Here is a 24,065-nt window from a genome sequence, read left to right on the forward strand (position 1 = left end):
TCGGGCGATGGCCGGTGCCACCGTCGTCGGGCAGCCTGGTCCCGTGTACCGACCGCGGATGCCCGACGAAGACTCCGTACCGGGCAAGCTCGTGCTGACGTTCACCGCGCTGCTGATGGGCGTCGGCGGCGGACTCTCCGCGTGCCTGCACGTGTCACTGCTGCTCGGCGTACCGCTGGTCGTGGTGGGGTGCCTGATCTGCGTCGTCGGCGTGGCGAGCCTGGTACGGCGGGTGCCGCTCGGCGACGCCCTCGCCCGCCGCGGCAAGGACGACAGCGGCCCCGCCTAGCGGGCGAGGTCGTGTTCCCAGGCCCAGGCGGCGATCTCGACCCGGTTGCGCAGCCCGAGCTTGGTCTGCACCGCCGACACGTGGCTCTTGACCGTACTGAGGGAGATGAAGAGTTCGGCGCCGATCTCCCGATTCGTACGGCCGCGCGCGATGGCGCGGACCACGTCGAGTTCCCTTTCGGACAAGGGATGCGGCTCGTGCCGGGGGCGTACGGCGGTGAGGTGGCGGAGCAGCCGGAGCGTGACGGACGGGGAGACGAGGGCGTCGCCGTGGTGCGCGGCGCGGACGGCTTCGACGAGCAGGGCGGGCCCGGCGTCCTTGAGGACGAAGCCGACGGCGCCGCCGCGCAGCGCGCCGTGCACGTACTCGTCGAGGTCGAAGGTGGTGACCACGACGACCCGCAGCGGATCCGGTACGTCCGGGCCGGCGAGCGCGCGGGTGACCTCGATGCCGTCGATGCGCGGCATCCGGATGTCGACGAGGCACACGTCGGGGCGGAGCCGCCGGGCCTGCTCGACGGCCTCGACGCCATCGGCGGCCTCCGCGACGACGGTGATGTCCGGCTGGTCCTCCAGGATCATCCGCAGCCCGCCGCGGACCATCGCCTGGTCGTCGGCGACGAGTACCCGGATGGTCATGCCGGGTCCTGCGCGGGGAGGGTGGCGACGACGGACCAGCCGGCGCCGGTACGCGGGCCGGCGGACAGGGTGCCGCCGAGGGCCTCGACACGTTCGCGCATTCCGACCAGACCGTACCCGCCGGGGTGGCGTCGGGTCCGGGCCGGTGCGGCGTCGTCGGTGACCTCGACGGTCAGGCCGCGCCGGTCGCGGGTGACGGTGACGGTGACGGCGGTGGCGCGCGGGGCGTGCCGCGCCACGTTCGTCAGCGCCTCCTGCACGATCCGGTACACGGTGGCGGAGGTGGCGGCGTCCGGTTCGCCGTCCGGCAGCGTCAACCGTACGGTCGGGCCGCGTTCGGCGAAGCGCGTCACCAGCTCCCGCAGGTCCTCGGTACGGGCGCTCGGTGCGTCGGCCGCGTCGCGCAGCAGCCCGACGACGCGCCGGATCGCGGTCAGCGCCTCGGCACCGGCCGTCTCGATGTCGGTCAGCGCGTCGTCGACCAGGGCCGGGTCGCGCCGGGCGGCGATGTGCGCGGCCTGCGCGGTGACCACGATCCCGGTCACGTGGTGGGCGACGACGTCGTGCAGCTCGCGGGCGAGTTCCAGCCGCTCCTCCCGGCGTACGGCGTCGGCGGTGGCGCGGCGGCGGGCCGCGAGCAGCCGCAACGGCAGCGCGACGGCGAGCGCCACGCCCAGCAGCAGCGCGCCGATCGCCGGTACCGCGGTCGACCCGGACGCGAGGCCGGTGAGCCAGCTCGCGGCGATGATGGCGACGGCGGCGCCGGCTGTACCGAGGGCGGGGCGCACCGGGCGCCGGAGTACCGCGGCGGCGGCGAGGACGGCGAGCGACAGCGCCATCGCGGGACTCGGCTCGCGCGGCAGCCCGGCGTACGCGGCGGCGCCGACCGTGGCGGCCGCCACCGCCAGCCCGAGCACCGTCGACGCGGGGCCACGGCGCCGCAGCAGTACGGTGCCGCACACCGCCGCGCCGGCGACCACGTCGACCACCCAGTACGTGCCGCCCCAGCTGTCCGCGATCCGTACCGCCTGCACGGCGAGCATCGCCGCGACCGCGACGGCGAGCGCCACGTCCCCCGCGTACCGTCGGAACCGTTCCACCCGGCCAGGTTACGCAGTCCCGGTCCGCGCCGAACCGGCCGAAAGAACGACCGGCGCGCCGCCGGTGCGTCCTTCCGGCCGATGCCCGCGTACGGGTGCGGCGCCGAGGATTCGTGCCATGTCCGCACTCTCCACCGGCCCCGGGGCCGCCCTGCCACCGCCCACCGAACCCACGCCCGATCCGTTGCGTACCAAGGGATCCGGCGATCGTGCCCGGATCTCGGCGCTGGACGTGCTGCGCGGGTTCGCGCTGTGCGGGATCCTGCTGGCCAACGTGCAGCCGATCGCCAACGCGGGCGCGCGGATCCTGACCGCCCCGCTGACCGGCGCCGACTGGCCGGGCCTGCTGGTCGACCAGCGGTTCTTCCCGATCTTCTCGATGCTGTTCGGTGTGGGGTTCGCGCTGCTGCTCGGATCGGCCGGCGACCGCGTCGCGCGCCCCCGGATCGTGCTGCTGCGCCGGCTCCTCGTACTGCTGGCGGTGGGCCTGGCGCACCACCTGCTGCTGTGGGAGGGCGACATTCTGGCCGTGTACGCCGTCGTCGGCCTCGTCGTCCTGCTGCCGTCGAGCTGGCCGCCGCGCTGGGCGGTCGCCGGCCTGGCCGCCGTACTGTTGGTCGTGCCGCTTCTCGCCGGGTACGGCTTATTCGCGCTGATTCCCGGGCTGTTCCTGCTCGGCGCCGCCCTCACCCGGTACGGCGTGGTCGCCCGCATCGAGCGCTCCACCACCGTGCCGGCCGTACTCGGGCTCGGTCTGGTCGCCGGTGCCGTGCCGCTCGCGTGGTGGCAGGTACGGTCCGGCGGCTCGGGCGCGTTCGCCGCCGCCGGCCTCTGCACCGCCGGTGCGTACGTGTGCGCGGTGCTGGTGGCGCTCCGCACCCCGCTGCGACCCGTACTCCGGGCGGTGTTCGCGCCGCTGGGCCGGATGGCGCTGACCAACTACCTGACCGCGACCGTCGTCGTACGGATCGTGGCGCCGCTGATCGGTGGCCGGCCCGAGGACTGGAGTACCGGCACGGTGTTGGCGGTCGCGGGGTCGATCCTCGCCGCGCAGTGGCTGCTGTCCACGCTGTGGCTGCGCCGGTTCCGGCAGGGGCCGCTGGAATGGTTGTGGCGCTGGGCGACCTGGCTGCGCCGCCCGCCGCTGCGCCGCGCCACCGGTGCGCGCTGACCGCGCGGGTCGCTGACCGCGGGGAGCGCTGAGGGCGCGCTGACCGCGGGGTGCGGCGCGTCGCGCGCCGACCGGGCAGGAGGGCGATTCCGGGCACGTGACGACCGATCGGGTGCATCGCCCCCTCCGGGCCGAGAGCGGCATCGACGTCGACGCGGGGTGACCGCGTCGCGTCCCCCGTACGAGCTACGGGCGAGTGTCCGCTTCGCGGGGACGATTCCGGCTCGTCCGGTCCGTAGCGTTCGGCGCAGCCGCGGCGGGTCGGCCGCGGATCCGGCGAGGGAGTCAGCGTGAAGGTGATCGGAAAGACCGTCCTGCAACTGGTGGCCGTGGTGGTGATCTCGGCCCTCGGCGGGCAGGCGCTGGCCGCGGTACAGGGGAAACCCTGGCTGATGCTCGCCGCCGGCCTGCTGACCGCCGCCGCCGCGGTCGCCGCGTACGCCGGGCTGGTGCGGCTGACCGAGAAGCGCCGGGTCGACGAGGTCGGCCGCACGGGCCTGGTCGGTGGCCTGAGCCTGGGCACGGTACTGGGCGTTGCGGTGTTCGCGCTGGTGGTCGTGAACATCTGGTTCCTCGGCTACTACCACGTGAACGGCCCGGGTCAGGTCGGCGGTGCGGTCGGCCTGTTCGGGTTCATGGCGGCGGCGGCGGTGACCGAGGAGCTGATGTTCCGTGGCGTGCTGTTCCGCGTCATCGAACGCCGCACCGGTACGTGGCTCGCGATGCTGCTGACCGGTCTGCTGTTCGGCGCGTACCACCTGGCGAATCCGGACGCGAGCGTGTGGGGGGCGCTCGCGATCGTGGTCGAGGCCGGGAGCATGCTGACCGCCGCGTACGTCGCGACGCGCCGGCTGTGGGTGCCGATCGGGCTGCACTTCGGGTGGAACTTCGCCGCCGCCGCCATCTTCAGTACCGAGGTGTCGGGCAACGGGTCCAACCACGGGCTGCTCGACGCGACGATGTCCGGGCCGTCGCTGGTCACCGGCGGCAGCTTCGGCCCCGAGGGCAGCCTGTACTCGGTGGTCTTCTGCCTGCTCACCGCGGTCGTGTTCCTGTGGGTCGCGCACCGGCGGGGCCGCATCGTACCGATGGGCGGCCAGCGGCTCGCCCGCCTCGAAGCCGCCACTACGCTGCCACGGTGACCGGACTCCGACGCGTACCCGTACCGTGGCGCCGGATCGGCGCCGCGGTCTGGTACGCGCCGCTGGCGTTGCTGCTGCTGGTCGGCTCGCTCGTACCGTCGCTGCACAACTTCGGTACGCAGCTCGGCGGCGTCCCCGCCCACCCGTACGACGCGGTCGCGCTGGTGGCCATCGGGGTGCAGTGCCTGCCGCTGGTCGTGCGGCGCCGCTGGCCGGTCTGGTGCCTGGCGCTGGTGTCCGTCGGGTTCGCCGTCGACCAGCTCCGCGGCTACCACACGATGGCCGGCACCGCGCTGCCGATCGCGCTCGTCGCCGTCGGCGCCAACGCCGGCCGGCTCCGGCGCACCACCGCCCTCGCCTTCTCCCTAGCGTACGCGGGGCTCGCGGTGACGCTGGCGCGGGTCGGCCCCGGCGAGTCGGTCAGCGGGTACGTGATGTTCTACCTGGCGTGCGCGCTGGCCTGGGGGATCGGCACCTGGTGGCGCGCCACCCGGGCCGCGGAGGCCGAACGGCGCAGCCGCGTCGCCGAGGCCACCCGTACGGCCGAGCGCACCCGGATCGCCCGCGAACTGCACGACGTCGTCACCCACCACGTGACGGCGATGGTGGTGCAGGCGGAGGCCGCGCAGTACCTGACCGGCGCGCCGGAGCGGCTGAGCGAGACGCTCACCGCCGTCACCGACACCGGCCGCCGCGCCATCACCGACCTGCGGCACCTGCTCGACCTGCTCGACCCGGGCCACGACGGCGACGCCCGGACCCCGCCCGCCGGCCGGCTGCGTACGCTGGTGGACCAGACGCGGCGGGCCGGCCAGCCCGTCGAGTTCACCGAGCGGGGCACGCCGGCGGAGTCGGCCGGCAGCGCCGACCTCGTGGCGTACCGGGTTGTGCAGGAGGCGCTGACCAACGCGCTCAAGCACGCGCGCGGCAGCCGTACCGAGGTCCTGGTGCACCACGGCGAACGGGAGATCAGCGTGGAGGTCGCGACCGACGGCGCCGGCGCCCGCCCGGCCGTACCGGCGGGTGGTGGGCGCGGGCTCGCCGGCCTGCGCGACCGGGTGGACGTCCTCGGCGGCGACTTCACCGCGGACGGCCGGCCCGACGGCGGCTTCGTCGTACGGGCGCGGATCCCGGCCGGGAAGGTGTCGTGACCGCGCCGATCCGGGTCCTGGTCTGCGACGACCAGGTACTGATCCGGACCGGTCTCGCCACGATCATCGACGCGCAACGCGACCTGGAGACCGTCGGCGAGTGCGGCGACGGGCAGGCCGCGGTCGACCTTACCGCCCGGCTGCGCCCCGACGTGGTCGTCATGGACGTCCGGATGCCGGTCCTGGACGGCATCCAGGCCACCCGGCAGCTGGCCGGCGCGGGCGTGCCGCACCCGGTGAAGGTCCTCGTCGTCACCACCTTCAACCTCGACGAGTACGTCTACGAGGCGCTGCGCGCCGGGGCGAGCGGCTTCCTGCTCAAGGACGCGCCGCCGGCCCAGCTCCTGCACGGCATCCGTACCGTCGCCAGCGGCGCCGCGCTGCTCGACCCCGAGGTCACCCGCCAACTCGTCGGCCGGTACGCCGCGCGCATCCGGCCCGCCGACCGCGCCGACCCCGACATCCCGCTCACCCCACGCGAGCTGGAGGTACTCCGGCTGCTCGCGGACGGCCGCTCGAACAGCGAGATCGCCGCCGCGCTGGTGATCAGCCCGGAGACGGTCAAGACGTTCGTGTCGCGGATCCTGACGAAACTCGACCTGCGCGACCGCGTCCAGGCCGTCGTCTACGCGTACCGTCGCGGCCTGGTCACCTGATCCGCCCGTACGTCAGCGGCGGCGCCGGTCGTACGCGTCCTGGGCGGCGAGCACGTCCGGCAGCGTCTCCTCGACCAGCTGGTACAGCCGGCGGACGTGCCGGGCCATGCGCCGGCCGAGGTCGGTGAGCCGGTAGTTCACGTGCGGCGGGATGACGGGCAGCACCTCGCGCTCGACCATGCCGTCGCGTTCGAGGGACTGGAGGGTGGACGACAGCATCTTCTCGCTGACGCCGTCGACCTCGCGGCGCAGCTCGGTGAACCGCCGGGTGCCGCCGAGCAACGCACCCAGTACGAGGACGCCCCAGCGGCTGGTGGCGTGCTCCAGCACCGGCCGCGACGGGCAGTTGCGGTCGAAGACGTTGCCGGGGCGCGGGGCGGTGGCTGCCATGCCGCCAAGCTTACCGCTGGTAAGTGACTGTGCACAGGTCAGGTAACGGCGAACACAACCGGTGCCGAACGCACCCGCTCTGAGCTGGGGTTTCACCTGGGTGTCCGATACTAACCCGAAGGTTAGTACTTACCGATCGAAAGTTTGGCTCCTACGGTTAGTGGCGAACCACCCGAGACCAGGACCGGAGAACCAGGAGCAGCCATGACCATTCTCGTGACCGGAGCCACCGGTGCCCTCGGCGGCCGTATCGTCGCGCACCTGCTGGACCGCGTGCCCGCCGCCGAGATCGCCGTCTCCGTACGCGATGCCGGCCGCGCCGCCGACCTGGCCGCCGCCGGCGTCGACGTACGCCAGGCCGACTTCGACGACGCCGCCTCCGTACGCCGGGCGTTCGACGGGGTGGACCGGCTGGTTCTGGTGTCCACCAACGGATCCGACGACCAGCGGCTCGCCCAGCACGCCACCGCGGTACGTGCCGCGGCAGACGCGGGCGTCGGCTTCCTCGCGTACACGAGCGTGACGGCGGCGGACGCGGACAGCGTCGCCGGCCTCGCCGAGGTGCACGGCGGTACCGAACGGGCGATCCGGGACACCGGCATCCCCTTCTCGTTCCTGCGCAACAACATGTACCACGAGAACTACACCGGTCAGCTCGCCGCCGCTTACGACCGGGGCGCGCTGGTCACCGCGACCGGCAGCGGCCGGCTCGCCAGCGCCGCCCGCGACGACTACGCCGAGGCCGCGGCGGTCGTGGCCAGCACCCCCGGCCACGACCGCACCGTGTACGAGCTGACCGGGCCGCGCGCGTGGACGTTCGACGAGCTGGCGGCGATCGCCACCGGGATCACCGGCCGGCCGCTGGCGCACGTCGGTGCCGCCGACGCCGACCTGGCGCAGGGCCTGCGCGACGCCGGCCTCCCCGGCTTCCTCGCCGACACCCTCGTCGCGATCGACGTCGCGGTCCGCGCCGGCCGGCTCGCCGAGGTACGCCCGGACCTGCCGAAGCTGCTGGGGCGCGCGCCGGTCGACATCGCCGACGCCGCCCGCGCCGCCCTCGCCTGAGCCACGCCGGTTCCGACTGCCGACGCCCGCGCCGCGGCGTCGGCAGTCGGCCCCCGCCGCACCGTGTACCTGGATCCGCGCGCGAGGGCGCCAGCAGTCGCCGTCCGGGGCACCGTGTACCTGGATCCGCCCGCCGGGGCGCCCGCAGCCGCCGCCACCCGGCACCGTGTACCCGGCCGCCCGGCGACGCCTAGGCTGGCCGGATGCCGATCGTGGAGGTCACGTACGCGCCGCACGTCGCCGACGGCACGCTGCGCGCGCTCGCCTCGGCCCTGCCGCACCTGGTGTCCACCGCCGTCGAGTGCCCCGAGGAGCCGTACGACGGGGACCTGCGGCCGGGCGACGTGGACCTGCGCCTCCGCCCGCGCGGGCCGTACGACAGCGGTGGTCTGGCCGTCGTGGTCGAGGTGCGCTCCAAGTGGTTCGCCAGCCGCGCCGCGGACCGGCAGGAGCGTGCCGACCGCCTGTACGCCGACCTCGTGGCCGCCGTCGACCTGCCCGACCTCGGCGTGTACCTGACGCTCCCGGTGGCCGCCTGGTCCCAGGGCGACTGACGGTTCAGCCCGCGGAGCAGTACGTCGGCCAGCCGTGGCCGGGCTGCTCGCTCCCGTCCCCGCTGTACGTCAGGGCGAAGACCAGTCCCGTCGTCACCAGCAGCAGCGTGGCGGCGAGCGTGACGAGCAGCGCTCCGGGGCGGGGAGCCCGGTGCAGCGCCAGCACCCCGAGTACGGCGGCGCCCACCAGGAACGCCACCGCGCACGCCAGCAGTACGACGACGCCGAGGGTCGGCGCCATCGTCACGCATGCCGTACGGCTGCTGAGGATGCGCGCGTTCTCGGCGTCGCGGGCCGACGCCAGCGCGAGCCAGCCGGCGGACGCGCCCACGCTGGCGAGACAGAGCACGGCGGCGAGCAGCGGTCGCCAGGGGAGCCGGGTCGTGGACGGGTCCGTACGCACCGGGCCAGGGTAGGTCCACCGGACGAGTACCGCCGCCGGGCTGTCGTCGCACCTCACCGTGCCCCGCGGTACCGTTCCTCGCGACGCCGCGCGTGTACGGCGACGGTCCGCGAACGGCGCGGGCCGAGGGGCGGGCGGACGGAGAACATGGCGTCGGACGAGCTGACCGGGACCGGCCGGCCCACCCCCGAGCCCGGACCCGCCACCGACCCGCCCTCGCCCGGGGAAGCCGGAGCGGACCCGGCCACGCCCGACTCGCGTGGCCCCGGCGACGCCCCGGCCGGGGAAACCACCGCCGATCCGGTCACGCGCGGCGCGGGTACCGGAACCGACGCCGACCCATCCACACCCGACTCGCGCGGCACTGACGACGCCCCAGGCGGGGGAGCCGCCGCCGGTCCGGCCACGCGCGATGCGGGTACCGGAACCGACGCCGTGGTGGCGTCCCCTGCCGAGGGCGCGGACGACGCGGGAGATGGCTCAACCCCAACCGATCCGGCCGGTACGGAGCCGGTGCCGGGGTGGCGGCGGGCGTCGCGGCCGCGGCGGATCGGGACGTTGCTGCGCCTGACGGTGGTGGCGGCGTGGCGGCAGGACCCGTTCGCGAAGGCCGCGCAGTCGGCGTTCTGGCTGACGCTGTCGCTGCCGCCACTGCTGCTGGGCCTGCTGGGCTGCGTCGGGTACCTGGGGGACTGGGTCGGCGCGCCGCTGGTGGAGGAGCTGCGGGACGAGATCTTGACGTTCGCGAACGCGGTGTTCACGCACCAGGTGGTCGTGGACATCATCCGGCCGACGGTCGCGGACACGCTGTCGCACGGCAAGGCGGAGGTCGCGTCGCTCGGGTTCGTCCTGTCGCTGTGGGCCGGTTCGTCGGCGATGTCCTGCTACGTCGACGCCATCACCGCCGCGTACGGGCAGAAGTCGGTGCGGCACGAGGTGTGGCAGCGGCTGTTCGCGCTGTTGTTGAACCTCGCGGGGCTGATCGTGGCGGTGGTGACGTTGCCGCTGCTGGCGCTCGGCCCGGACGTGCTGCCCCGGCTGGTACCGGTGGCGCACCGGCAGGGTGTCGAGGACATCGTCGGCGCCTCGTACTACCCGGTCGTGGGGCTGCTGCTGATCCTGGCCCTGACCACGCTGTACAAGCTGGCGCCGCCGCACAAGCTGCCGTGGCACCGGGGGCTGCCGGGCGCGGTGACGGCGATGGCGTCGTTCCTGGTGGCGAGCATCGGGCTGCGGGCGTACATCGGGTGGATCGGGTCGACGGGATACACGTACGGTGCGCTCGCCACACCGATCGCGTTCCTGCTGTTCGCGTTCTTCGCCGGGCTCGCCACCGTACTCGGCGCGCACCTGAACGCCACGGTGCAGCGCCTCTGGCCGGCCAAGACCGTACGGTGGTCGCGGCGGCTGCTGCGCCGGGCCCGCGGCCTCTGACCCGCCCGGGTGACAGGATGGACCGGTGATCGCACTGGTGACCGGGGCCAACCGGGGGATCGGCCGCGAGGTGGCCCGGCAGCTCGTCGAGGCCGGCCACACCGTCCTGGTGACCGCCCGGTCCGCGGACGCCGCCGCCGGGGTCGCCGCCGAGCTGGGACCGGACGCGCACCCGTTGCGGCTCGACGTCACCTCCACCGACGACGTCGTACGCTGCGCCGCGGACGTCGCCGACCGGTTCGGCGTCCTCGACGCGCTCGTCAACAACGCCGCCATCACGTACGACACGTGGCAGCGTGCGGCGGACGCGGACCTGGACGTGGTGCGCGACGCCGCCGAGACCAACCTGTACGGGCCGTGGCGGCTGGTCCAGGCACTGCTGCCGCTGCTGCGCGCGAGCCGGCACGGCCGGATCGTGAACGTGTCGAGCGAGGCGGCGTCACTCGCCGGGATGGGCGGCGGGACGCCGGCGTACACGGTGTCGAAGGTGGGGTTGAACGCGCTGACCCGGATGCTCGCCGCCGAACTGCGCCCGGACCGGATCCTCGTGAACGCGGTCTGTCCCGGCTGGGTCGCCACCGACATGGGCGGGCCGGGCGGCCGACCGGTGACCGCGGGCGCGGCGAGCGTGGTGTGGGCCGTGACGCTGCCCGACGACGGGCCGACCGGCGGCTTCTTCCGGGACGGCCGCCCGCTGCGCTGGTAGGCGTACGGGTCTGCGCGCGGGCGGCGCGGCGTGCACCATGGGCGCATGGCGTACGTCCTGCTGCACAGCCCGCTGGTCGGCCCCTCGACCTGGTACCCGGTCGCCGACCGGCTGCGCGCCGCCGGTGCCACCGTCGTGGTCCCCGTACTCACCCCCGCGCTCGCCGGCGACCCGCCGTACTGGCCGCGCATGGTCCGCGTGGTCCGCACCGCTCTCGCCGGCGTACCCCGGGACGAACCGGTCGCCGTGGTGGCGCACAGCAACGCCGGCCTGTACGTGCCCGTCGTGTGCGCCGAGCTGGACCACCCCGTCGCCGCCTCGGTGTTCGTCGACGCCGCCATGCCGGCCCGATCCGGCGACACCCCGGTCGAACCCCCGCACATGCTGCACATGGTCCGCGGCATGGCCGTCGACGGTGTCGTCCCGCGCTGGACCGACTGGTGGGACGCCGCGGACGTGGCGACGCTGTTCCCCGACGACACCACCCGGCAGCGCGTCACCGCCGAACAACCCTGCCTGCCCCTCGCGTACTTCGAGTCCAGCGTGCCCGTACCGGACGGCTGGGCCGACCACCCGGTCGCGTACCTGCAGCTGAGCCCCGGGTACGAGGCCGAGGCGGCGGAGGCGGCGGACCGCGCCTGGCGCGTCGAGTCGCTGCCCGGCGACCACCTGCACCAGCTCGTCGACCCCGACGCCGTCACCGCCCGCCTGCTCCAGCTCGCGCGCTGAGGCGCCCCGGCGGGTCACCCCGGGTCCCCGGCATCGTGGTGATGCTCCCGGCATCGGGACCGACAGATCCCGTTGAAGACCCGAGGGGTCAGCCAGGCGAAGGTCGGATCTCGCCGGGAGGCGTTCGCTGACGTCCTCACTGTCGGTCGGTGGGCCAGACGCGCAACGGCGTCACCACCAACATCATCACTGTCAGTCGAGGAGGCCGGCGCGGTGGGCGAAGGCGGCCGCCTCGGTACGGGTGGCGACGCCGAGCTTGGTGAGGATGCGCGCGACGTGCGTGGCGACGGTGTTGCCGGTGACGAACAGTTCGGCGGCGATCTGCGCGTTGGACCGGCCGCGGGCGAGGACCCGCAGGACGTCGAGTTCCCGTGCGGTGAGGCCGAATCCGGGTGTGGCGGGCGGTTCGGCGGCGGGGGAGAGCCGGGCCCGGGCGAGCATCTCGTCGACGCGGGCGAGCAGCGGCCGGGCGCCGAGCGCCGAGGCGATCCGGCGGGCCTCGTCGAGCCGGGTACGGGCGCCGGGACGGTTGTTGGTGGCGAGCGCGATGCCGGCGCCGTCGGCCAGTACGGTGGCGAGCTCGTGGGGGTTGTGCAGCGCGCGCCACGCGTCGGCGGCACGGTCGGCGGCGGCCAGGTCGCCGTGGCCGGCGAGTACGTCGAACGTGGCCCGGTACGCCCGCCGCGTCGCCGTGCACGCCTCGACGGCGTCGACGAACCGGGTCAGCGCGGCGATCCGGTCGGCGGTGGCGGCGGCGACGCGCCGGTTGCGGGGCGCCGCCGCGCGCCGCGCCCGCTGTAGCCGTACGCCGGCGAGGGCCAGCCGCATCGCGTCCGTCGGGTACGGCGGCGGCCAGTCCAGGTATCCGGTGAGGATGCTGTCGGCGGCGTCCAGCTCGCCGCGTGCGGTGGCGTCGGCGATGCGCTGGACGGCGAAGTCCGGGTCGAAGTCGCGGCGGTCCCGCCGGTGCGCGCCGAACTCGGTCAGCTGCCGCAGCAACACCTCGAACCGGTCGGCGTCGCCGCGGCAGCGCGCCACGTCGGCGGCGACCAGCCGCAGGAACGCGGCGTACAGCGGGGGCGGGCCGTCGGCGAGGGCGTCGGTGACGACGTCGACCGCCGCGTCCCACTCGCCGAGGAACCGGAGCTGACCGGCGCGTACGACGGCGAGCATGCTGCCGCGGGACCGCGCCATGCCGAGGCGTTCGGCGGCCCGCTGCCCGTCGTGGCACAGGTCCGCCGCCAGCCGGTACTCGCCGGCCTCGCCGAGCGCCAGCGCCTCCCACTGGTACGTCGTGAGGTAGGTGGGGTCGTCGCCGGCGGTGCGTGCCGCCTGCCGTGCCTCGGCGAACGTCCGCCGGGAGCGTACGGTGTCGCCGGCGGCGCCGGCCAGCATCGCCAGTACCAGCAGGGGACGGGCGCGCAGACCCGGATCGCCGTAGCCGTCGGCGAGGCGCAGCGACTCCTCGGCGTGCACGCGGGCCCGCGCGTAGCGTTCGGTGCTCGCGTCGACGAACGCGGCGTCGGCCAGCAGTTCGGCGCGCAGCCGGTCCGACCGGCCCGGCGGTACGAGCGCCAGCGCGTCGTGCAGGTCGGGGCCGTCCGAGCCGTCGAGCCGGTGCGCGAGCCGGCCGCGCAACCCCAGCAGCCGCGCCGTACGGTCCGGTTCGGCGGCGGGGTCCAGCGCGTCCAGCGCCGCCGTGGCGTACGTGATGCCGTCGGCGGAACGGCCCGCCGCGAACGCCGCGAACGTCGCCTCCTCCAGTACGGCGGTGCGCTCGGTTCCGGTCAGGGAAGCCGGATCCGCGACCCGCGACCAGCCGTCGAGTACCAGGCCCAGCAGGTGCAGGCGCTCGTCGTGCGCGGAGCCGACGTGCCGGCTGGCCCGCCACGCGGCCGGCAGCGCCAGCTCGGGTTCCCCGGCGGCGGTCCAGTGCTCGGCCAGCGCCGGGGCGTCCGGGTCGCGACCGGCGAGCGCCCGCGCGTACCGGGCGTGTCCGTGGCGGCGGTCGAGCGGCAGGAGCGTGTCGTACACGGCGTCGCGGATCAGGTCGTGCCGGATCCGGTACCCGTCGGCGCCGGCGACGACCAGGTCGCGCCCGACCAGCGCCCCCAGCCCGTCGCGCAACCGGGTGACCCCGGCGACCTCGGCGAGCAGGTCGTCGGGTACCTCGGCGCCGGCGACGGCGAGGACGGACAGCAGCGCGCGGGCCTGGTCCGGGAGGTCGGCGATCCGGTCGAGCAGCAGGTCGCGCAGGTCGCCGGCGGACATCGGCGCGGCCCCGCTCAGCGCCTCGACGAACAGCGGATTGCCGCCACTGCGCCGATGTACGGCACCGGCGCGCTCCGGGTCGCCCGGCCGCCCGTCGATCGCCGCCAGCAGTTCCGAGACCTGCCGGCGGGACAGCGGACCCAGCTCCACGCGGACCAGTTCGGCGCGGCGGCCGAGTTCGGCGAGCAGCCGGCGGTTCGGGTGGTCGGCGGCGAGGCTGCCGGTACGGACCGTGCCGACGAGTAGCACGCGGCTGTCGCCGAGGTTCCGCGACAGGTACGTGAACAGTTCGCGGCTGGACGCGTCGGCCCAGTGCAGGTCCTCGACGACGACCACGACGGGGCGCTCCGCCGCGGCCGCGCCGAGCAGCGTCAGCATCTCCTCCAACAACCGGGTACGCCCGAGCGCCGGCACCGCGGGCCGTACGCCCGGCAGCCACGCGCCCAGCGCCGACCCGTCGAGCGGCAGGTACGCGTCGACCCGGTCGCGGCCGAGACGCCGCACGAGGTGCCGCAGCACCGCCACGAACGGCACGTACGGCGCGGCGTCGGCGCCGAGTTCGAGGCAGCCGCCGGACAGTACGAGCGGGTCGTCGGGCAGGCCGGACAGCGCGGCCGTGACGAGCCGGGACTTGCCGATGCCGGCCTCGCCGGACACCAGCACCGTGACCGCCGCGCCGGACCGGGCCCGCGCGTACGCGTCGCGCACCGCGCCGGTCTCGGCCGCCCGCCCGACCAGCACCGGGCTGACCACCGAACCCGACATCCCCCGTACCCCCGAATTCCCGGATCCGATCTCACCAGGACTGACGATGACATGCCGGTACCACGACCGGCAGCCTGCTGGTGTCACCCACCGCACCGGCAAGGAGCCACCGCGATGAACACCACCGAAGGCCGTACCGTCGTCGCCAACATCTCGCTGTCGCTGGACGGCCGGACCAGCGGCCCGGGCGGCGAGTACGACCTGGGATGGATCGTGCCGCACGCCGTCAGCGACGGCGCCCGCGACCACATGGTCGAGGTCACCGGCAAGGCCACCACGGCGCTGCTCGGCCGCAAGAACTACCAGGGGTTCTCGGGGTTCTGGCCGTCGGTCGCCGACGACGCGGCCGCCGACCCGCGGGACCGGACGTTCGCCCGCTGGCTCAACGAGGTCGAGAAGGTCGTCTTCGGCCGTACACTGTCCACTGTGGACTGGTCGAACGCGCGGCTGGCCGACGCCGACCCGGTGGCCACCGTCCGCGCCCTGCGCGCCGCGCCGGGTGACGACATCATCGTCCTGGCCAGCAGCAGCATCATCCGGCAACTGCTCGCCGCGGACGAGGTCGACCGGCTCAGCATCACCCTGTGCCCCGAGGTCGCCGGCGGCGGCGCGCGGCTGTTCGACGACGGGCTGCCCGGCTCGTCGTGGACCCTCGCCTCCACCGCCACGACCGACACCGGGGCGATCTGCCTGCTGTACGACCGCGCCCGGTCCTGACGGCACGCGAACGACGGCACCCGGCCGTACCGGGGACCGACGCGGGGCCCGCGCCTCAGGCCCCGCATGCCATGCGCGTCCCGCCACGGGCACGCACCAGCAGTACGGACAACGGAACGGGAGAGTCCCATGAAGATCGTGGTATGGATCGCGTCGGCGCTGCTGGCGGTGACGTTCCTCGTGGTCGGCGGCGGCAAGCTGCTGGCACCGACGGCCGAACTCCACCAGACCGCCGCCGGAGTACCGGTCGCCCTACTGAAGCTCGCCGGCGCCGCCGAGGTACTCGGTGCGCTCGGTCTGGTGCTGCCCGCCGCGACCCGCATCCGCCCGGTACTCACTCCGGTCGCGGCGGTCGGGCTGGTGCTCACCATGCTCGGCGCGACCATCACGAACCTGGCGGTCGGCGTGCCCGCGAGCGCCGTCGCCACCCTCGTACTCGGTGCCGTCGCGGCGTTCGTGGGCTGGGCCCGGTTCGGCCCCGCCGCAGTACGACCGCGCACCGGCGGCCGGCGCGCCGAGCCCGCCGGCCCGACCGTACGGGTCGACGGCTGACGTCACCGGTGCCGGCCCTGGCGCCGCACTCCGCGGTTCCGGGTCCGGCGGACTGCCGGTGACGGGCACGTCGCTGCCGCTGTACGGAGCCGCCGGCGGCGTACTGCTCGCCGGCGGCGCCGGTCTCGTCGTCCTCGCCCGTCGGGGCCGCGCACGAGCCGACGCCAGCGCGGGGTGAGTCAGCCGGACCGACCACGACGCCACAGTACGACCGCGAACGGTGCGCACACCGCGACGACCACCACCGCCACCACCGTGTACGGCGTGAGGTCGTGCGCGGCGACCGCCCGGACGATCTCCACCGCGCCGGCCAGCGCGAGGACGGCCGCCGGGACCATCAGGCGCAGCCGTACGTCGGCGTCGGTTCTCGCACCGCCGAACGGGAACACGATCCGTCGCCACAGCGGCCGATCCTCGTGCGGGTCCATGCCCCATCGGTAGCACACCCGCCGTACGTCCCAGCGCCCGGCCACACTCTCCGGCGTCGGGCCGGCCTCGCCGAGGTCAACGCGGACGCGGGCGCGTCGGCGGGATCGGTGACGTGGCAACGGTTCCAGGCCGCTGCCGCCACGGCCGGCAGGTCGGCGTGGGCGCGCCGTCACCATCGTGGGACCGCCCGGTCACGAGTGTGGCGCGGTCGTCCACCCAACGCGCCATGCGGCCGCGGATCCGTCGTTCCGGACAGGAACCGGGCGCATGCGACGGACCTGTCCGGAGGACGCTCAGGACGGCGACAGGATGGTGTGGATCGCGGTGACGGCGGTGGCCGGGCCGTCCTCGGCGCGCATCGCCGCGCCGACGGTCGCCGCCCGCTCCCGTACCTCGGGGGTCTGTGCGGCGGCGATCGCGCGCGCCAGTACGGGAGCGGTGACGTGCCGGGCGTCGGTGGTGGCCGGCGCGGTCCCGAGGCGGCAGAGCGCCGATGCCCAGAAGTACTGGTCGGCGGCGAACGGGAGGACGACGGAGGGCACGCCGGCGCGCGCGGCCGAGTGCGTCGTACCGGATCCGCCGTGGTGGACGACGAGGCTGGTACGCGGGAACAGCCAGTCGTGCGGGGTGTCGCCGACGACGTGGAAGTTCGGCGGCAGGTCCAGCGCGCCGGGATCGCCCCAGCCGGGCGAGAACACGACGCGCGCGCCGTCCGCCGCCTCCACGAGTACCCGGCGGAGGGCGCCATGGTCGAGGCCCGCCATGCTGCCGAACCCCATGTACATCGGCGGATCGCCCGCGGCGAGGAAGTCGCGCAGCGGGCCGGGCGGCGTCCACTCGTCGGTGGGGCGGATCCACTGGCCGCACATCCACGCGTCGTCCGGCCAGTCCGCGGGCTTCGGCAGCAGCGTCGGCGAGATCCCGTACAGCATCGGATGTCCGGCCCACAGCCGGCGGCCGGGCGGCATCCCCACCGCCGCGCGCGCCTCGTTCGTCGCGGCCCGGAACGCGCGCCACAGCACCGCGTTGACGAGCCCGTAACTGAGACGGTTGAGCCAGTGTGGCAGCCGGCGCGGCGGCAGGAACGGCGACGGGAACGCGGAGGTCGGCGTGAGCGGGATCATCCCCGCGCCGACGACCGGCACGCGCAGCTTCTCGGCCGCCGAGAACCCCACGTACGCCGCGAGCCCCGCCACGATCAGCCCGTCACACCCCTTCGCCGTTGACAGGATCTGACGCAGCCAGGACTCCGCGTTCTCGTTGGCGAGATGGCCGAGCGCCTTCGCCGTACTGTCCAGACCGTTCCGGCCCGCGGCCGCCGACGCCAGATCACCGCTCGGCCGCAGCGCCCGGCGGATGTCCCCGTCCAACGCCACATGCGGTACGCCACCGTCGCGCGCGCTGCGCAACGTGCCGCCGTCGGCGAGCAGCGTCACGTCGTGCCCGGCATCGATCAGGGCGGCGCAGAGCGCGGCGACCGGCCGCGTGTCGCCCTCGGTGCCGTACGTCACCGCCACCAGCTTCATCCAGCCTCCAACCCTGCCTGCACCGTACCGCGCGGCCGGATCGGCGCCACGCAGCCAGGCCCGGCGCGCTCCGGGTCAGCGCTGCCGGGCGGTCCGGGGCCAGCGCACACACACCGCGTCCGGCGCGTTGTCCTGCTCACCCGCCGTGAGTTCGACGATGCCGCGACTGCGGATCCCGCCCGCGTACCGCATGCCGGTGCGTTCCATGACGGCACATGAACGGAAGTTGTGGCGGACCGTGCAGGACACGACCGCCCGCATGCCGAGTACGCCAGCCCGGCGCGGCCGATCTCGGCCGCGTACCCGCGACCCCGGATCCCGCCGCGCAGCGCCGAGACTCGCATCGCCTGCGCCGACCGTTCCACCTGCGCGAGGGTCGGCTTGTCCGCGACGTACCACGGCCAGACCCACGCGCCACAGGTCGGCGACGGTGCGGGCCCGCCGGTACGAGCCGCAGGCGTTCCGTGTACCGGTCGCCGCTCAGCAACGCCCAGCGCGACGGCGCCGCACCTGACATCGCCGCGATGGTGTCGGCGTCGGCCGGCACGGTTGCCGGTCGGTTCTACGCTGGCCCGCGTGCGACGGTGGATCGTGATTCCGATCGGTGCCGCGGTCGTGGTCGCGCTGCTGGCCGCGGGCGCGGTCTCGGCGGTCTGGTACCGGGTGCCGGACCGTCTGCGGTCCGGCATCCCGTGCAGCGACGCCGAAGCCCGCTTCGCCGCGGCACTCGGCCGCGACCCGCTGCTCACCCAACCGCCGCCCGGCGTGACGCCGGTGTCCAAGCCGCCGGCCGCCGAGGTCTACCAACCGTGCGAGGGCAACGGCAGCAGCAGCTACTACGGCGGCGCGCTCCGCGGGTTCACGATGCCGTCCACCGATCGTGGCGTGGCCGCGGCGCGCGCCTACTACCGGCGGCTCACCGTCGCCGACGGCTGGACGGTCACCGTACGGGCCAACGGCGACATCCTCGGTACGAAGACGATCGACGGCACCGCCGTGGTCTGCGACGTACGCGACATGCGGCGCGCCGATCCGGTCCACCACGTCCGCTACACCGCGTACTGGATCGAGCTGCGGTACCGCCGGCTCGGCTCGCACCGGCCGATGCTCCAGACGCCCGAGGACACGACCTGACCGCGCCGGTCCGACGCTCGAACCTCGGTCAGTCCCCGGTGGGGCGCCAGATCCAGCGCAGGGCGTCGGGCAGGAGTACGCCGGCGTGGTTGGGGGTGTGCCCGCCGTCGCCGAGTACCAGGCGGAGGTCGTAGCCCGCCTCGGCGAGCGCGGCGGCCACGCGCAGGTTCTCGGCGAACCAGTTGTGGTGCGGCTCGTTCCAGCGCAGGTCGCGGTGGCCGGCCTGCAGGAAGATGCGCAGCGGCCGGCGCGGGACCAGCGGAATCGTTGCGGGGTAAGGGTTTCCGCCCGGCATCTGCGCGAAGCTCGACAGGAACCCGACGACCCGGCGGAACGTGTCCGGCCGCAGCCACGCGGCGGTCACCGCGCAGTTGCCGCCGCTGCTCCCGCCGCAGATGCCCCAGCGTTCGGGCGCCGGATCGATCGCGTACCGCCGGGAGGCGTCGTACTCGACGGTGCGTGAGTGCCCAGGTGGCGGGCACCCGCCGAGCGGCGGGTGCGGTGTACGTCGGTAGCGTTCGGGCTGCTTGATCGGTGGAGACGCGGCGCGGCGGCGCGGCAGAGGAGTGACCGCATGAGTGACCTGTCCCGGCTCGCCCACGGCGTACTGTTTCCCGGCGTCGGCCGGCCCCGGCTGCCGCGGTGGGCGGCCAAGCGGATCGACCGCGGTGTCGGCGGCTTCGTCGTGTACGGCAAGGACGTGGAGTCGGCGGAGCAGGTCCGGGCGCTGACCGACGCCGTACACGGGTTGCGCGAGCACGTCCTGGTCGCCACCGACGAGGAGGGCGGCGACGTCAGCCGGCTGGAGTACGCGGGCGGCATCTCGACGCCGGGGAACCTGCCGCTCGGGCGGATCGACGAGCCGGACACCACCGAGGCCGCCGCGTACCAGGTGGGGTTGTCGCTGCGGGACGCCGGGATCGACTGGGACCTGGCGCCGACCGTGGACGTGGCGGCGAACCCGCTGACGCCGATCGGCAGTCGCTCGTTCGGCGCCGACCGCGGGCTGGTCTCCCGCCACACCGCCGCCTGGGTACGCGGGTTGCAGGCGGCCGGGCCCGCCGCGTGCGCCAAGCACTTCCCGGGGCACGGCGAGAGCAACGCGGACGCGCACTTCGGCGCCACGACGGTCGGCGTCCCGCGGGACGAGTTGCTGGCGAGTTACCTCGACCCGTTCCGGGCGGCGATCGCCGCGGGTGTCGACTCGATCATGGTGTCGCACGACCGGCTCACCGCGGTCGACCCCGACCTGCCCTCGACGATCAGCGCCCCGGTGATCACCGGCATCCTCCGCACCGACCTCGGGTACGACGGGGTCGTGCTCACCGACGCGCTGGAGATGCGCGGGATCGCCGATGTGGCCGACGTTCCGACCGCCGCGGTACGCGCGATCGCGGCCGGCGCGGACGCCCTGTGCCTCGGCTCCTGGGCGTACGGCGAGGACGTGGACGCGGCGGCCGCCGCGCTGGTCGCCGCGGTACGCGACGGGCGGCTCGACGAGGGGCGGCTCCGGCAGGCGAACGACCGCCTCGCCCGACTCGGTACCCGGGCCCGGTCCGCCGCCGACCGCGACGACGAGATCGGCGTACGGCTCGCGCGACGTGCGCTCGTCGTACACGGGGATCCGCGGGTGCGGGGGCGGCACGTGCTGACCGTCCGGCTCACCCCGTCGGTCTCGCCGGCCATCGGGCGCCGCGACTGGGGCATCGAGCCGCTGCTCGCGGACGCCGGGCTGGAGCTGACGACCGTCGTGGTCGACGGCGACACGTACAACGGGCCGGGCATGGTGCGCGCCGAGATCGGCCAGTACCGCAGCGAGTGCGGCGCGGACGCCCCCGTCGTGATCCAGGTACGCAGCCCGCACCGGTTCGACTGGACCGGGCCGATCCTCGCCGACCTGCGCGACCGGTGCCCGGACGCGGTCGTCGTCGACATGGGCGTACCGGGGGAGAGCTTCGCCGGGTTCCGCGGGTGGGTCCGGACGTTCGGCGCGTCCCGCGCCTGCGCGCAGGCCGCGGTCGGGGCGCTGCTCGGGTAGCCGGATTCCCGTGCGGTGTCTGCCGGTGCGACGGCAGGCACCGCGTGTCGTCGTGCCCGGCCACGGGCGACCGTGGTGGGCCGTTCCGGGGGTGCCGCGCCGGCCAACTATTCAGTGTTGCCAAGTACCGGTAGCCAGCGTTACTATCTACCGGTACTCAACGACATTGAGTAGGAGGTGTCCATGGGCAAGCTGGCCACGGAGATGCTCAAGGGCACGCTGGAGGGCATCGTTCTCGCGATCCTGTCCACGCGGCCCGCGTACGGCTACGAGATCACCGCATGGCTCCGGGACCGCGGCTTCGCCGACATCGCCGAGGGCACCATCTACGCGCTGCTCATCCGGGTCGAGCGGCACGGGCTCGTCGACGTCGAGAAGGTCCCGTCCGAGAAGGGGCCGCCGCGCAAGGTGTACCGCCTCAACGCCGACGGCCGCGAGTACCTCGACGAGTTCTGGCGTACCTGGGGATTCCTCACAGACCGGCTCGAACAGCTCCGAGAAGGGGGCAGGTGACACCATGTCCGACGCAGACGACAACGGCCTCATCGCCAAGCTGGTCGGTCCCAAGAAGCGGTGGCGCGCCTACAAGGCCCGCGTGCGCGCGCTTCCCGAGAACTACCGCCTCGCGGTCGAGGCGATCGAGCGGTTCCTGATGCTCTTCGGCCCCAAGGACGGGGTACGCATCGAGACACAGTTCGAGGACCTGGCGGACCTGTTCGAGCAGGCCGCCGCGGACGGTACGCCGATCCGTGCCGTGGTCGGCGACGACCCGGTCGAGTTCGTGCGGACGTTCGCCGCGAACTACTCCGACGGCGGGTACCTCACGCCCAAGGCGCGGAAGCGACTGGTCCAGGATGTCGACCGCGCCGCCGCCGTCGACACCGGGGAGACGGACTGATGCCGGGGCCCGCGATCCACGTACAGGGTCTGACCAGGTCGTACGGGGAGCTGGAGGTGTTGCGCGGCGTGGACTTCGACGTGGCGCGCGGCAGCATCTTCGCGCTGCTCGGTTCGAACGGGGCCGGCAAGACCACGATCGTGCACATCCTGTCCACGCTGCTCCGGGCCGACGGCGGTACGGCCGAGGTCAACGGCTTCGACGTCGTACGGCAGGCCGCGCGGGTCCGCGAGTCGATCAGCCTCACCGGGCAGTTCGCGGCGGTCGACGACGTGCTCAGCGGACGCGAGAACCTGGTCCTGATGGCGCGGCTGCGGCACGTCCGGAAGCCGAAGGCGGTGGCCGACGAGCTGCTCGAACGGTTCTCGTTGACCGACGCCGGCGGGCGCAAGGTCGCCACGTACTCCGGGGGCATGCGGCGCCGGCTCGACATCGCGATGAGCCTCATCGGCGACCCACCGGTCATCTTCCTCGACGAGCCGACGACCGGACTCGACCCGCAGGCGCGGATCGAGGTGTGGCGTGGCGTACGGGAACTGTCCGAGGGCGGCACGACGGTGCTGCTGACCACGCAGTACCTGGACGAGGCCGAGCAGCTCGCGGACCGCATCGCGATCCTGCACACCGGAAAGATCATCGTGACCGGCACGCTCGACGAGCTCAAACGGCTCCTGCCGCCCGCGAAGGTCGAGTACGTCGAGAAGCAACCGAGCCTCGAAGACGTGTTCCTCGCCCTCGTCGGCGACGACGCGGCCGCCGCGGCCGACACGCGAGGAGGGACCAGCGCATGAGCGTCATCGGCGACACCGCCGTACTCACCGGGCGGTCGTTGAAGCACGTCACCCGCAGCATGGACACCATCATCACGACCGCGGTCGTGCCCATCGCGATGATGCTCCTGTTCGTGTACGTGTTCGGCGGCGCGATCAGCCACGGCGCCGGCAGCGGCACGTACGTGACGTACCTGCTGCCGGGGATCCTGCTCATGACGATCGCCTCGGGCATCTCGTACACGGCGTTCCGGATCTTCACCGACATGACGACGGGGATCTTCGGACGGTTCCAGTCGATGCCGATCGCGCGTTCGGGCGTGCTGTGGTCGCACGTGCTGACCTCGTTGGCCGCCAACGTCATCTCGCTCGTGGTCGTGTTCGGCGTCGCGCTGCTCATGGGATTCCGTACCGGCGCGGGCGTCGGGGCCTGGTTCGCGGTGGCCGGCATCCTGATCCTGTTCACGCTCGCGCTCACCTGGGTCGCCGTCATTCCCGGCCTCACCGCGAAATCGATCTCGGGCGCCAGCGCGTTCTCCTACCCGCTGATCTTCCTGCCGTTCATCAGTTCGGCGTTCGTACCGACGCAGACGATGCCGGGGCCGGTCCGGTGGTTCGCCGAACACCAACCCGTGACGCCCATCGTGAACACCATCCGGGACATCTTCGCGGAGCGTCCCGTCAGTACCGACATCTGGGTCGCGCTCGCCTGGATGGTGGGCATCCTCGCGGTTTCCTTCGCGTTCGCGATGGTCGTCTACCGCCGCAAGATCTCGTAGCCGGCGCGGTCACGCCGCCGCACCGACAAGCCCAGAGGAGGGCGCGGAATGAACTTCTGGGAAACCATCACCGGAAGCGATCTCACCCGGGAATGGAAAGCGTTCGAGACGCGGGCCGCGGCACTGCCGCCCGAGTACCGGTCGGCGTGGGAGCAGATCAAGGCCCACCTCTCCCCGTACTCGGACTTCACCGGACGCAACCTGACGGCGATCCTCGACGGTGTGCTGGGTCTGCTCGAAGAGACCGCCGCCGAGGGGCAGGACATCCACGAGGTCGTCGGCGACGACATCGCGGGATTCTGCACGGCGGTCGCGGGCGGCGCCGGCGCCCGGAACTACCGCGACCGGTGGCGCGAACAGCTGAACCGCAACGTCGCGCGGAAACTCGGACGGCTGGGAGACTGACGTGGGAATCCGGGACATCATCGACGGCAAGAAGCAGTGGCGGGCGCACCAGGCACGCGTCAAAGCGCTCCCGCGCGACTACCAGATCGTGTACCACGAGATCCAGAAGTACTTCTTCAAGGTCGGGCCGGTGGATCTGGTCGACGGGCCGCTGCTGCCGGGAATCGTCGACTTCTTCGTGGAGGGCGCGGCGGCCGGAAAGGGCGTCCTCGAACTCGTCGGCACCGACGTGGCGGCATTCTGCGACGACCTGGTGAAGGACACCCGCACGTACGCGGAGGTCTATCAGGAATCGCGCGCCCAGAAGCCCGACGCGACCGGGAAGTAAATCTGTCCACTGTGGACGGTTCGGC

30 protein-coding genes are annotated in these 24,065 nt (G+C 73.9%); 21 read left to right on the top strand and 9 right to left on the bottom strand.

The features are described 5' to 3' along the window. Window positions 1-58: 58 nt before the first annotated feature. A complete protein-coding gene (locus tag Aru02nite_RS35165) occupies window positions 59-289 on the top strand; it encodes a hypothetical protein (protein ID WP_203664847.1) in 231 nt (76 codons plus the stop codon). Here the strand turns inward: Aru02nite_RS35165 and Aru02nite_RS35170 are convergent. Both Aru02nite_RS35170 and Aru02nite_RS35175 read right to left on the bottom strand, forming a co-directional pair. Then, window positions 286-927: a response regulator gene (locus tag Aru02nite_RS35170; RefSeq protein ID WP_203664849.1), complete on the bottom strand. Its 642-nt coding sequence runs from the start codon at window positions 925-927 to the stop codon at window positions 286-288. The two genes, Aru02nite_RS35165 and Aru02nite_RS35170, sit on opposite strands and share 4 nt — an antisense overlap. Next, complete coding sequence (locus tag Aru02nite_RS35175) at window positions 924-2,027, bottom strand: sensor histidine kinase (RefSeq protein ID WP_239077156.1); 1,104 nt, start codon at window positions 2,025-2,027, stop codon at window positions 924-926. Before Aru02nite_RS35175 ends, Aru02nite_RS35170 begins: the two co-directional genes overlap by 4 nt. A gap of 118 nt (window positions 2,028-2,145) precedes the next feature. Between Aru02nite_RS35175 and Aru02nite_RS35180 the strand changes: the two genes are divergently transcribed. From Aru02nite_RS35180 to Aru02nite_RS35195, 4 genes are all read left to right on the top strand, one after another. Continuing rightward, complete coding sequence (locus tag Aru02nite_RS35180; protein ID WP_203664851.1) at window positions 2,146-3,198, top strand: DUF418 domain-containing protein; 1,053 nt, start codon at window positions 2,146-2,148, stop codon at window positions 3,196-3,198. Between the two features lie 290 nt (window positions 3,199-3,488). Next, window positions 3,489-4,340, top strand: coding sequence for a CPBP family intramembrane glutamic endopeptidase (locus Aru02nite_RS35185; protein ID WP_239077157.1), 852 nt, complete (start codon window positions 3,489-3,491; stop codon window positions 4,338-4,340). Beyond that, on the top strand, window positions 4,337-5,491 hold the full coding sequence (locus Aru02nite_RS35190) for a sensor histidine kinase (RefSeq protein WP_203664853.1): 1,155 nt from the start codon (window positions 4,337-4,339) through the stop codon (window positions 5,489-5,491). Before Aru02nite_RS35185 ends, Aru02nite_RS35190 begins: the two co-directional genes overlap by 4 nt. Continuing rightward, entirely contained in the window at window positions 5,488-6,147 is a 660-nt protein-coding gene (locus Aru02nite_RS35195; protein WP_203664856.1) for a response regulator, read from the top strand. Before Aru02nite_RS35190 ends, Aru02nite_RS35195 begins: the two co-directional genes overlap by 4 nt. A 12-nt stretch (window positions 6,148-6,159) precedes the next feature. Here the strand turns inward: Aru02nite_RS35195 and Aru02nite_RS35200 are convergent, their stop codons facing one another. After that, window positions 6,160-6,537, bottom strand: coding sequence for a winged helix-turn-helix transcriptional regulator (locus Aru02nite_RS35200; RefSeq protein ID WP_203664858.1), 378 nt, complete (start codon window positions 6,535-6,537; stop codon window positions 6,160-6,162). Window positions 6,538-6,741: 204 nt separating this feature from the next. On the opposite strand from Aru02nite_RS35200, the gene Aru02nite_RS35205 reads away from it, so the two are divergent. Beyond that, window positions 6,742-7,602 carry an SDR family oxidoreductase gene (locus Aru02nite_RS35205; protein ID WP_203664860.1) on the top strand — a complete coding sequence of 287 codons (861 nt, stop codon included), beginning with the start codon at window positions 6,742-6,744 and terminating at the stop codon, window positions 7,600-7,602. A 203-nt stretch (window positions 7,603-7,805) separates the two neighbouring features. After that, window positions 7,806-8,156 carry a hypothetical protein gene (locus Aru02nite_RS35210; RefSeq protein ID WP_203664862.1) on the top strand — a complete coding sequence of 117 codons (351 nt, stop codon included), beginning with the start codon at window positions 7,806-7,808 and terminating at the stop codon, window positions 8,154-8,156. A gap of 4 nt (window positions 8,157-8,160) precedes the next feature. Here the strand turns inward: Aru02nite_RS35210 and Aru02nite_RS35215 are convergent, their stop codons facing one another. Further along, window positions 8,161-8,559: a hypothetical protein gene (locus Aru02nite_RS35215; RefSeq protein ID WP_203664864.1), complete on the bottom strand. Its 399-nt coding sequence runs from the start codon at window positions 8,557-8,559 to the stop codon at window positions 8,161-8,163. Between the two features lie 513 nt (window positions 8,560-9,072). On the opposite strand from Aru02nite_RS35215, the gene Aru02nite_RS35220 reads away from it, so the two are divergent. From Aru02nite_RS35220 to Aru02nite_RS35230, 3 genes are read left to right on the top strand one after another with little or no spacing between them, the layout of a single operon-like run. Beyond that, a complete protein-coding gene (locus Aru02nite_RS35220) occupies window positions 9,073-9,993 on the top strand; it encodes a YihY/virulence factor BrkB family protein (RefSeq protein WP_239077158.1) in 921 nt (306 codons plus the stop codon). 25 nt (window positions 9,994-10,018) lie between these two features. Further along, the gene (locus Aru02nite_RS35225) at window positions 10,019-10,699 is read left to right on the top strand and encodes an SDR family NAD(P)-dependent oxidoreductase (RefSeq protein ID WP_203664868.1); all 681 of its coding nucleotides are present in this window, start codon (window positions 10,019-10,021) and stop codon (window positions 10,697-10,699) included. Window positions 10,700-10,744: 45 nt separating this feature from the next. Then, window positions 10,745-11,428 (top strand): alpha/beta fold hydrolase, encoded by a 684-nt coding sequence (locus Aru02nite_RS35230; RefSeq protein ID WP_203664869.1) that lies wholly within the window; start codon window positions 10,745-10,747, stop codon window positions 11,426-11,428. A 192-nt stretch (window positions 11,429-11,620) separates the two neighbouring features. On the opposite strand, the gene Aru02nite_RS35235 is transcribed toward Aru02nite_RS35230, so the two are convergent. After that, a complete protein-coding gene (locus Aru02nite_RS35235) occupies window positions 11,621-14,464 on the bottom strand; it encodes a helix-turn-helix transcriptional regulator (protein WP_203664870.1) in 2,844 nt (947 codons plus the stop codon). 114 nt (window positions 14,465-14,578) lie between these two features. On the opposite strand from Aru02nite_RS35235, the gene Aru02nite_RS35240 reads away from it, so the two are divergent. From Aru02nite_RS35240 to Aru02nite_RS35250, 3 genes are all read left to right on the top strand, one after another. Continuing rightward, window positions 14,579-15,181 carry a dihydrofolate reductase family protein gene (locus Aru02nite_RS35240; RefSeq protein ID WP_203664871.1) on the top strand — a complete coding sequence of 201 codons (603 nt, stop codon included), beginning with the start codon at window positions 14,579-14,581 and terminating at the stop codon, window positions 15,179-15,181. Window positions 15,182-15,310: 129 nt separating this feature from the next. Continuing rightward, on the top strand, window positions 15,311-15,733 hold the full coding sequence (locus Aru02nite_RS35245; RefSeq protein ID WP_239077159.1) for a DoxX family protein: 423 nt from the start codon (window positions 15,311-15,313) through the stop codon (window positions 15,731-15,733). Window positions 15,734-15,791: 58 nt separating this feature from the next. After that, the gene (locus Aru02nite_RS35250) at window positions 15,792-15,911 is read left to right on the top strand and encodes an LPXTG cell wall anchor domain-containing protein (protein ID WP_203664873.1); all 120 of its coding nucleotides are present in this window, start codon (window positions 15,792-15,794) and stop codon (window positions 15,909-15,911) included. A 1-nt stretch (window position 15,912) separates the two neighbouring features. On the opposite strand, the gene Aru02nite_RS35255 is transcribed toward Aru02nite_RS35250, so the two are convergent. The 3 genes from Aru02nite_RS35255 to Aru02nite_RS37400 all read right to left on the bottom strand — a co-directional run bounded on the left by Aru02nite_RS35255 (window position 15,913) and on the right by Aru02nite_RS37400 (window position 17,895). Further along, complete coding sequence (locus tag Aru02nite_RS35255) at window positions 15,913-16,161, bottom strand: hypothetical protein (RefSeq protein ID WP_203664874.1); 249 nt, start codon at window positions 16,159-16,161, stop codon at window positions 15,913-15,915. Window positions 16,162-16,455: 294 nt separating this feature from the next. After that, window positions 16,456-17,688, bottom strand: coding sequence for a glycosyltransferase (locus Aru02nite_RS35260; RefSeq protein ID WP_203664876.1), 1,233 nt, complete (start codon window positions 17,686-17,688; stop codon window positions 16,456-16,458). Between the two features lie 75 nt (window positions 17,689-17,763). Beyond that, complete coding sequence (locus tag Aru02nite_RS37400; RefSeq protein ID WP_275408789.1) at window positions 17,764-17,895, bottom strand: hypothetical protein; 132 nt, start codon at window positions 17,893-17,895, stop codon at window positions 17,764-17,766. Window positions 17,896-18,264: 369 nt separating this feature from the next. On the opposite strand from Aru02nite_RS37400, the gene Aru02nite_RS35265 reads away from it, so the two are divergent. Further along, window positions 18,265-18,822, top strand: coding sequence for a hypothetical protein (locus Aru02nite_RS35265; RefSeq protein ID WP_239077160.1), 558 nt, complete (start codon window positions 18,265-18,267; stop codon window positions 18,820-18,822). A gap of 28 nt (window positions 18,823-18,850) precedes the next feature. Here Aru02nite_RS35265 and Aru02nite_RS35270 read toward each other — a convergent pair whose 3' ends face one another. Then, complete coding sequence (locus Aru02nite_RS35270) at window positions 18,851-19,186, bottom strand: alpha/beta hydrolase (RefSeq protein WP_239077161.1); 336 nt, start codon at window positions 19,184-19,186, stop codon at window positions 18,851-18,853. Between the two features lie 210 nt (window positions 19,187-19,396). On the opposite strand from Aru02nite_RS35270, the gene Aru02nite_RS35275 reads away from it, so the two are divergent. The 7 genes from Aru02nite_RS35275 to Aru02nite_RS35305 all read left to right on the top strand — a co-directional run bounded on the left by Aru02nite_RS35275 (window position 19,397) and on the right by Aru02nite_RS35305 (window position 24,040). Further along, the gene (locus tag Aru02nite_RS35275) at window positions 19,397-20,860 is read left to right on the top strand and encodes a glycoside hydrolase family 3 N-terminal domain-containing protein (protein ID WP_203664878.1); all 1,464 of its coding nucleotides are present in this window, start codon (window positions 19,397-19,399) and stop codon (window positions 20,858-20,860) included. A gap of 183 nt (window positions 20,861-21,043) precedes the next feature. Then, window positions 21,044-21,373 (top strand): PadR family transcriptional regulator, encoded by a 330-nt coding sequence (locus tag Aru02nite_RS35280; RefSeq protein WP_203664880.1) that lies wholly within the window; start codon window positions 21,044-21,046, stop codon window positions 21,371-21,373. A 4-nt stretch (window positions 21,374-21,377) separates the two neighbouring features. Continuing rightward, window positions 21,378-21,758 (top strand): DUF1048 domain-containing protein, encoded by a 381-nt coding sequence (locus tag Aru02nite_RS35285; protein ID WP_203664881.1) that lies wholly within the window; start codon window positions 21,378-21,380, stop codon window positions 21,756-21,758. Then, window positions 21,758-22,549: an ABC transporter ATP-binding protein gene (locus Aru02nite_RS35290; protein ID WP_203664882.1), complete on the top strand. Its 792-nt coding sequence runs from the start codon at window positions 21,758-21,760 to the stop codon at window positions 22,547-22,549. The genes Aru02nite_RS35285 and Aru02nite_RS35290 overlap by 1 nt, the downstream gene beginning before the upstream one ends. Next, a complete protein-coding gene (locus Aru02nite_RS35295; RefSeq protein ID WP_203664883.1) occupies window positions 22,546-23,307 on the top strand; it encodes an ABC transporter permease in 762 nt (253 codons plus the stop codon). The genes Aru02nite_RS35290 and Aru02nite_RS35295 overlap by 4 nt, the downstream gene beginning before the upstream one ends. A gap of 48 nt (window positions 23,308-23,355) precedes the next feature. Continuing rightward, window positions 23,356-23,712: a DUF1048 domain-containing protein gene (locus Aru02nite_RS35300; RefSeq protein ID WP_203664884.1), complete on the top strand. Its 357-nt coding sequence runs from the start codon at window positions 23,356-23,358 to the stop codon at window positions 23,710-23,712. A gap of 1 nt (window position 23,713) precedes the next feature. After that, window positions 23,714-24,040, top strand: a complete 327-nt coding sequence (locus tag Aru02nite_RS35305; protein ID WP_203664885.1) for a DUF1048 domain-containing protein — start codon at window positions 23,714-23,716, stop codon at window positions 24,038-24,040. Window positions 24,041-24,065 lie beyond the last annotated feature (25 nt).

Origin of the sequence: Actinocatenispora rupis, assembly GCF_016861975.1 — a bacterium.
Lineage (GTDB): Bacteria > Actinomycetota > Actinomycetes > Mycobacteriales > Micromonosporaceae > Actinocatenispora > Actinocatenispora rupis.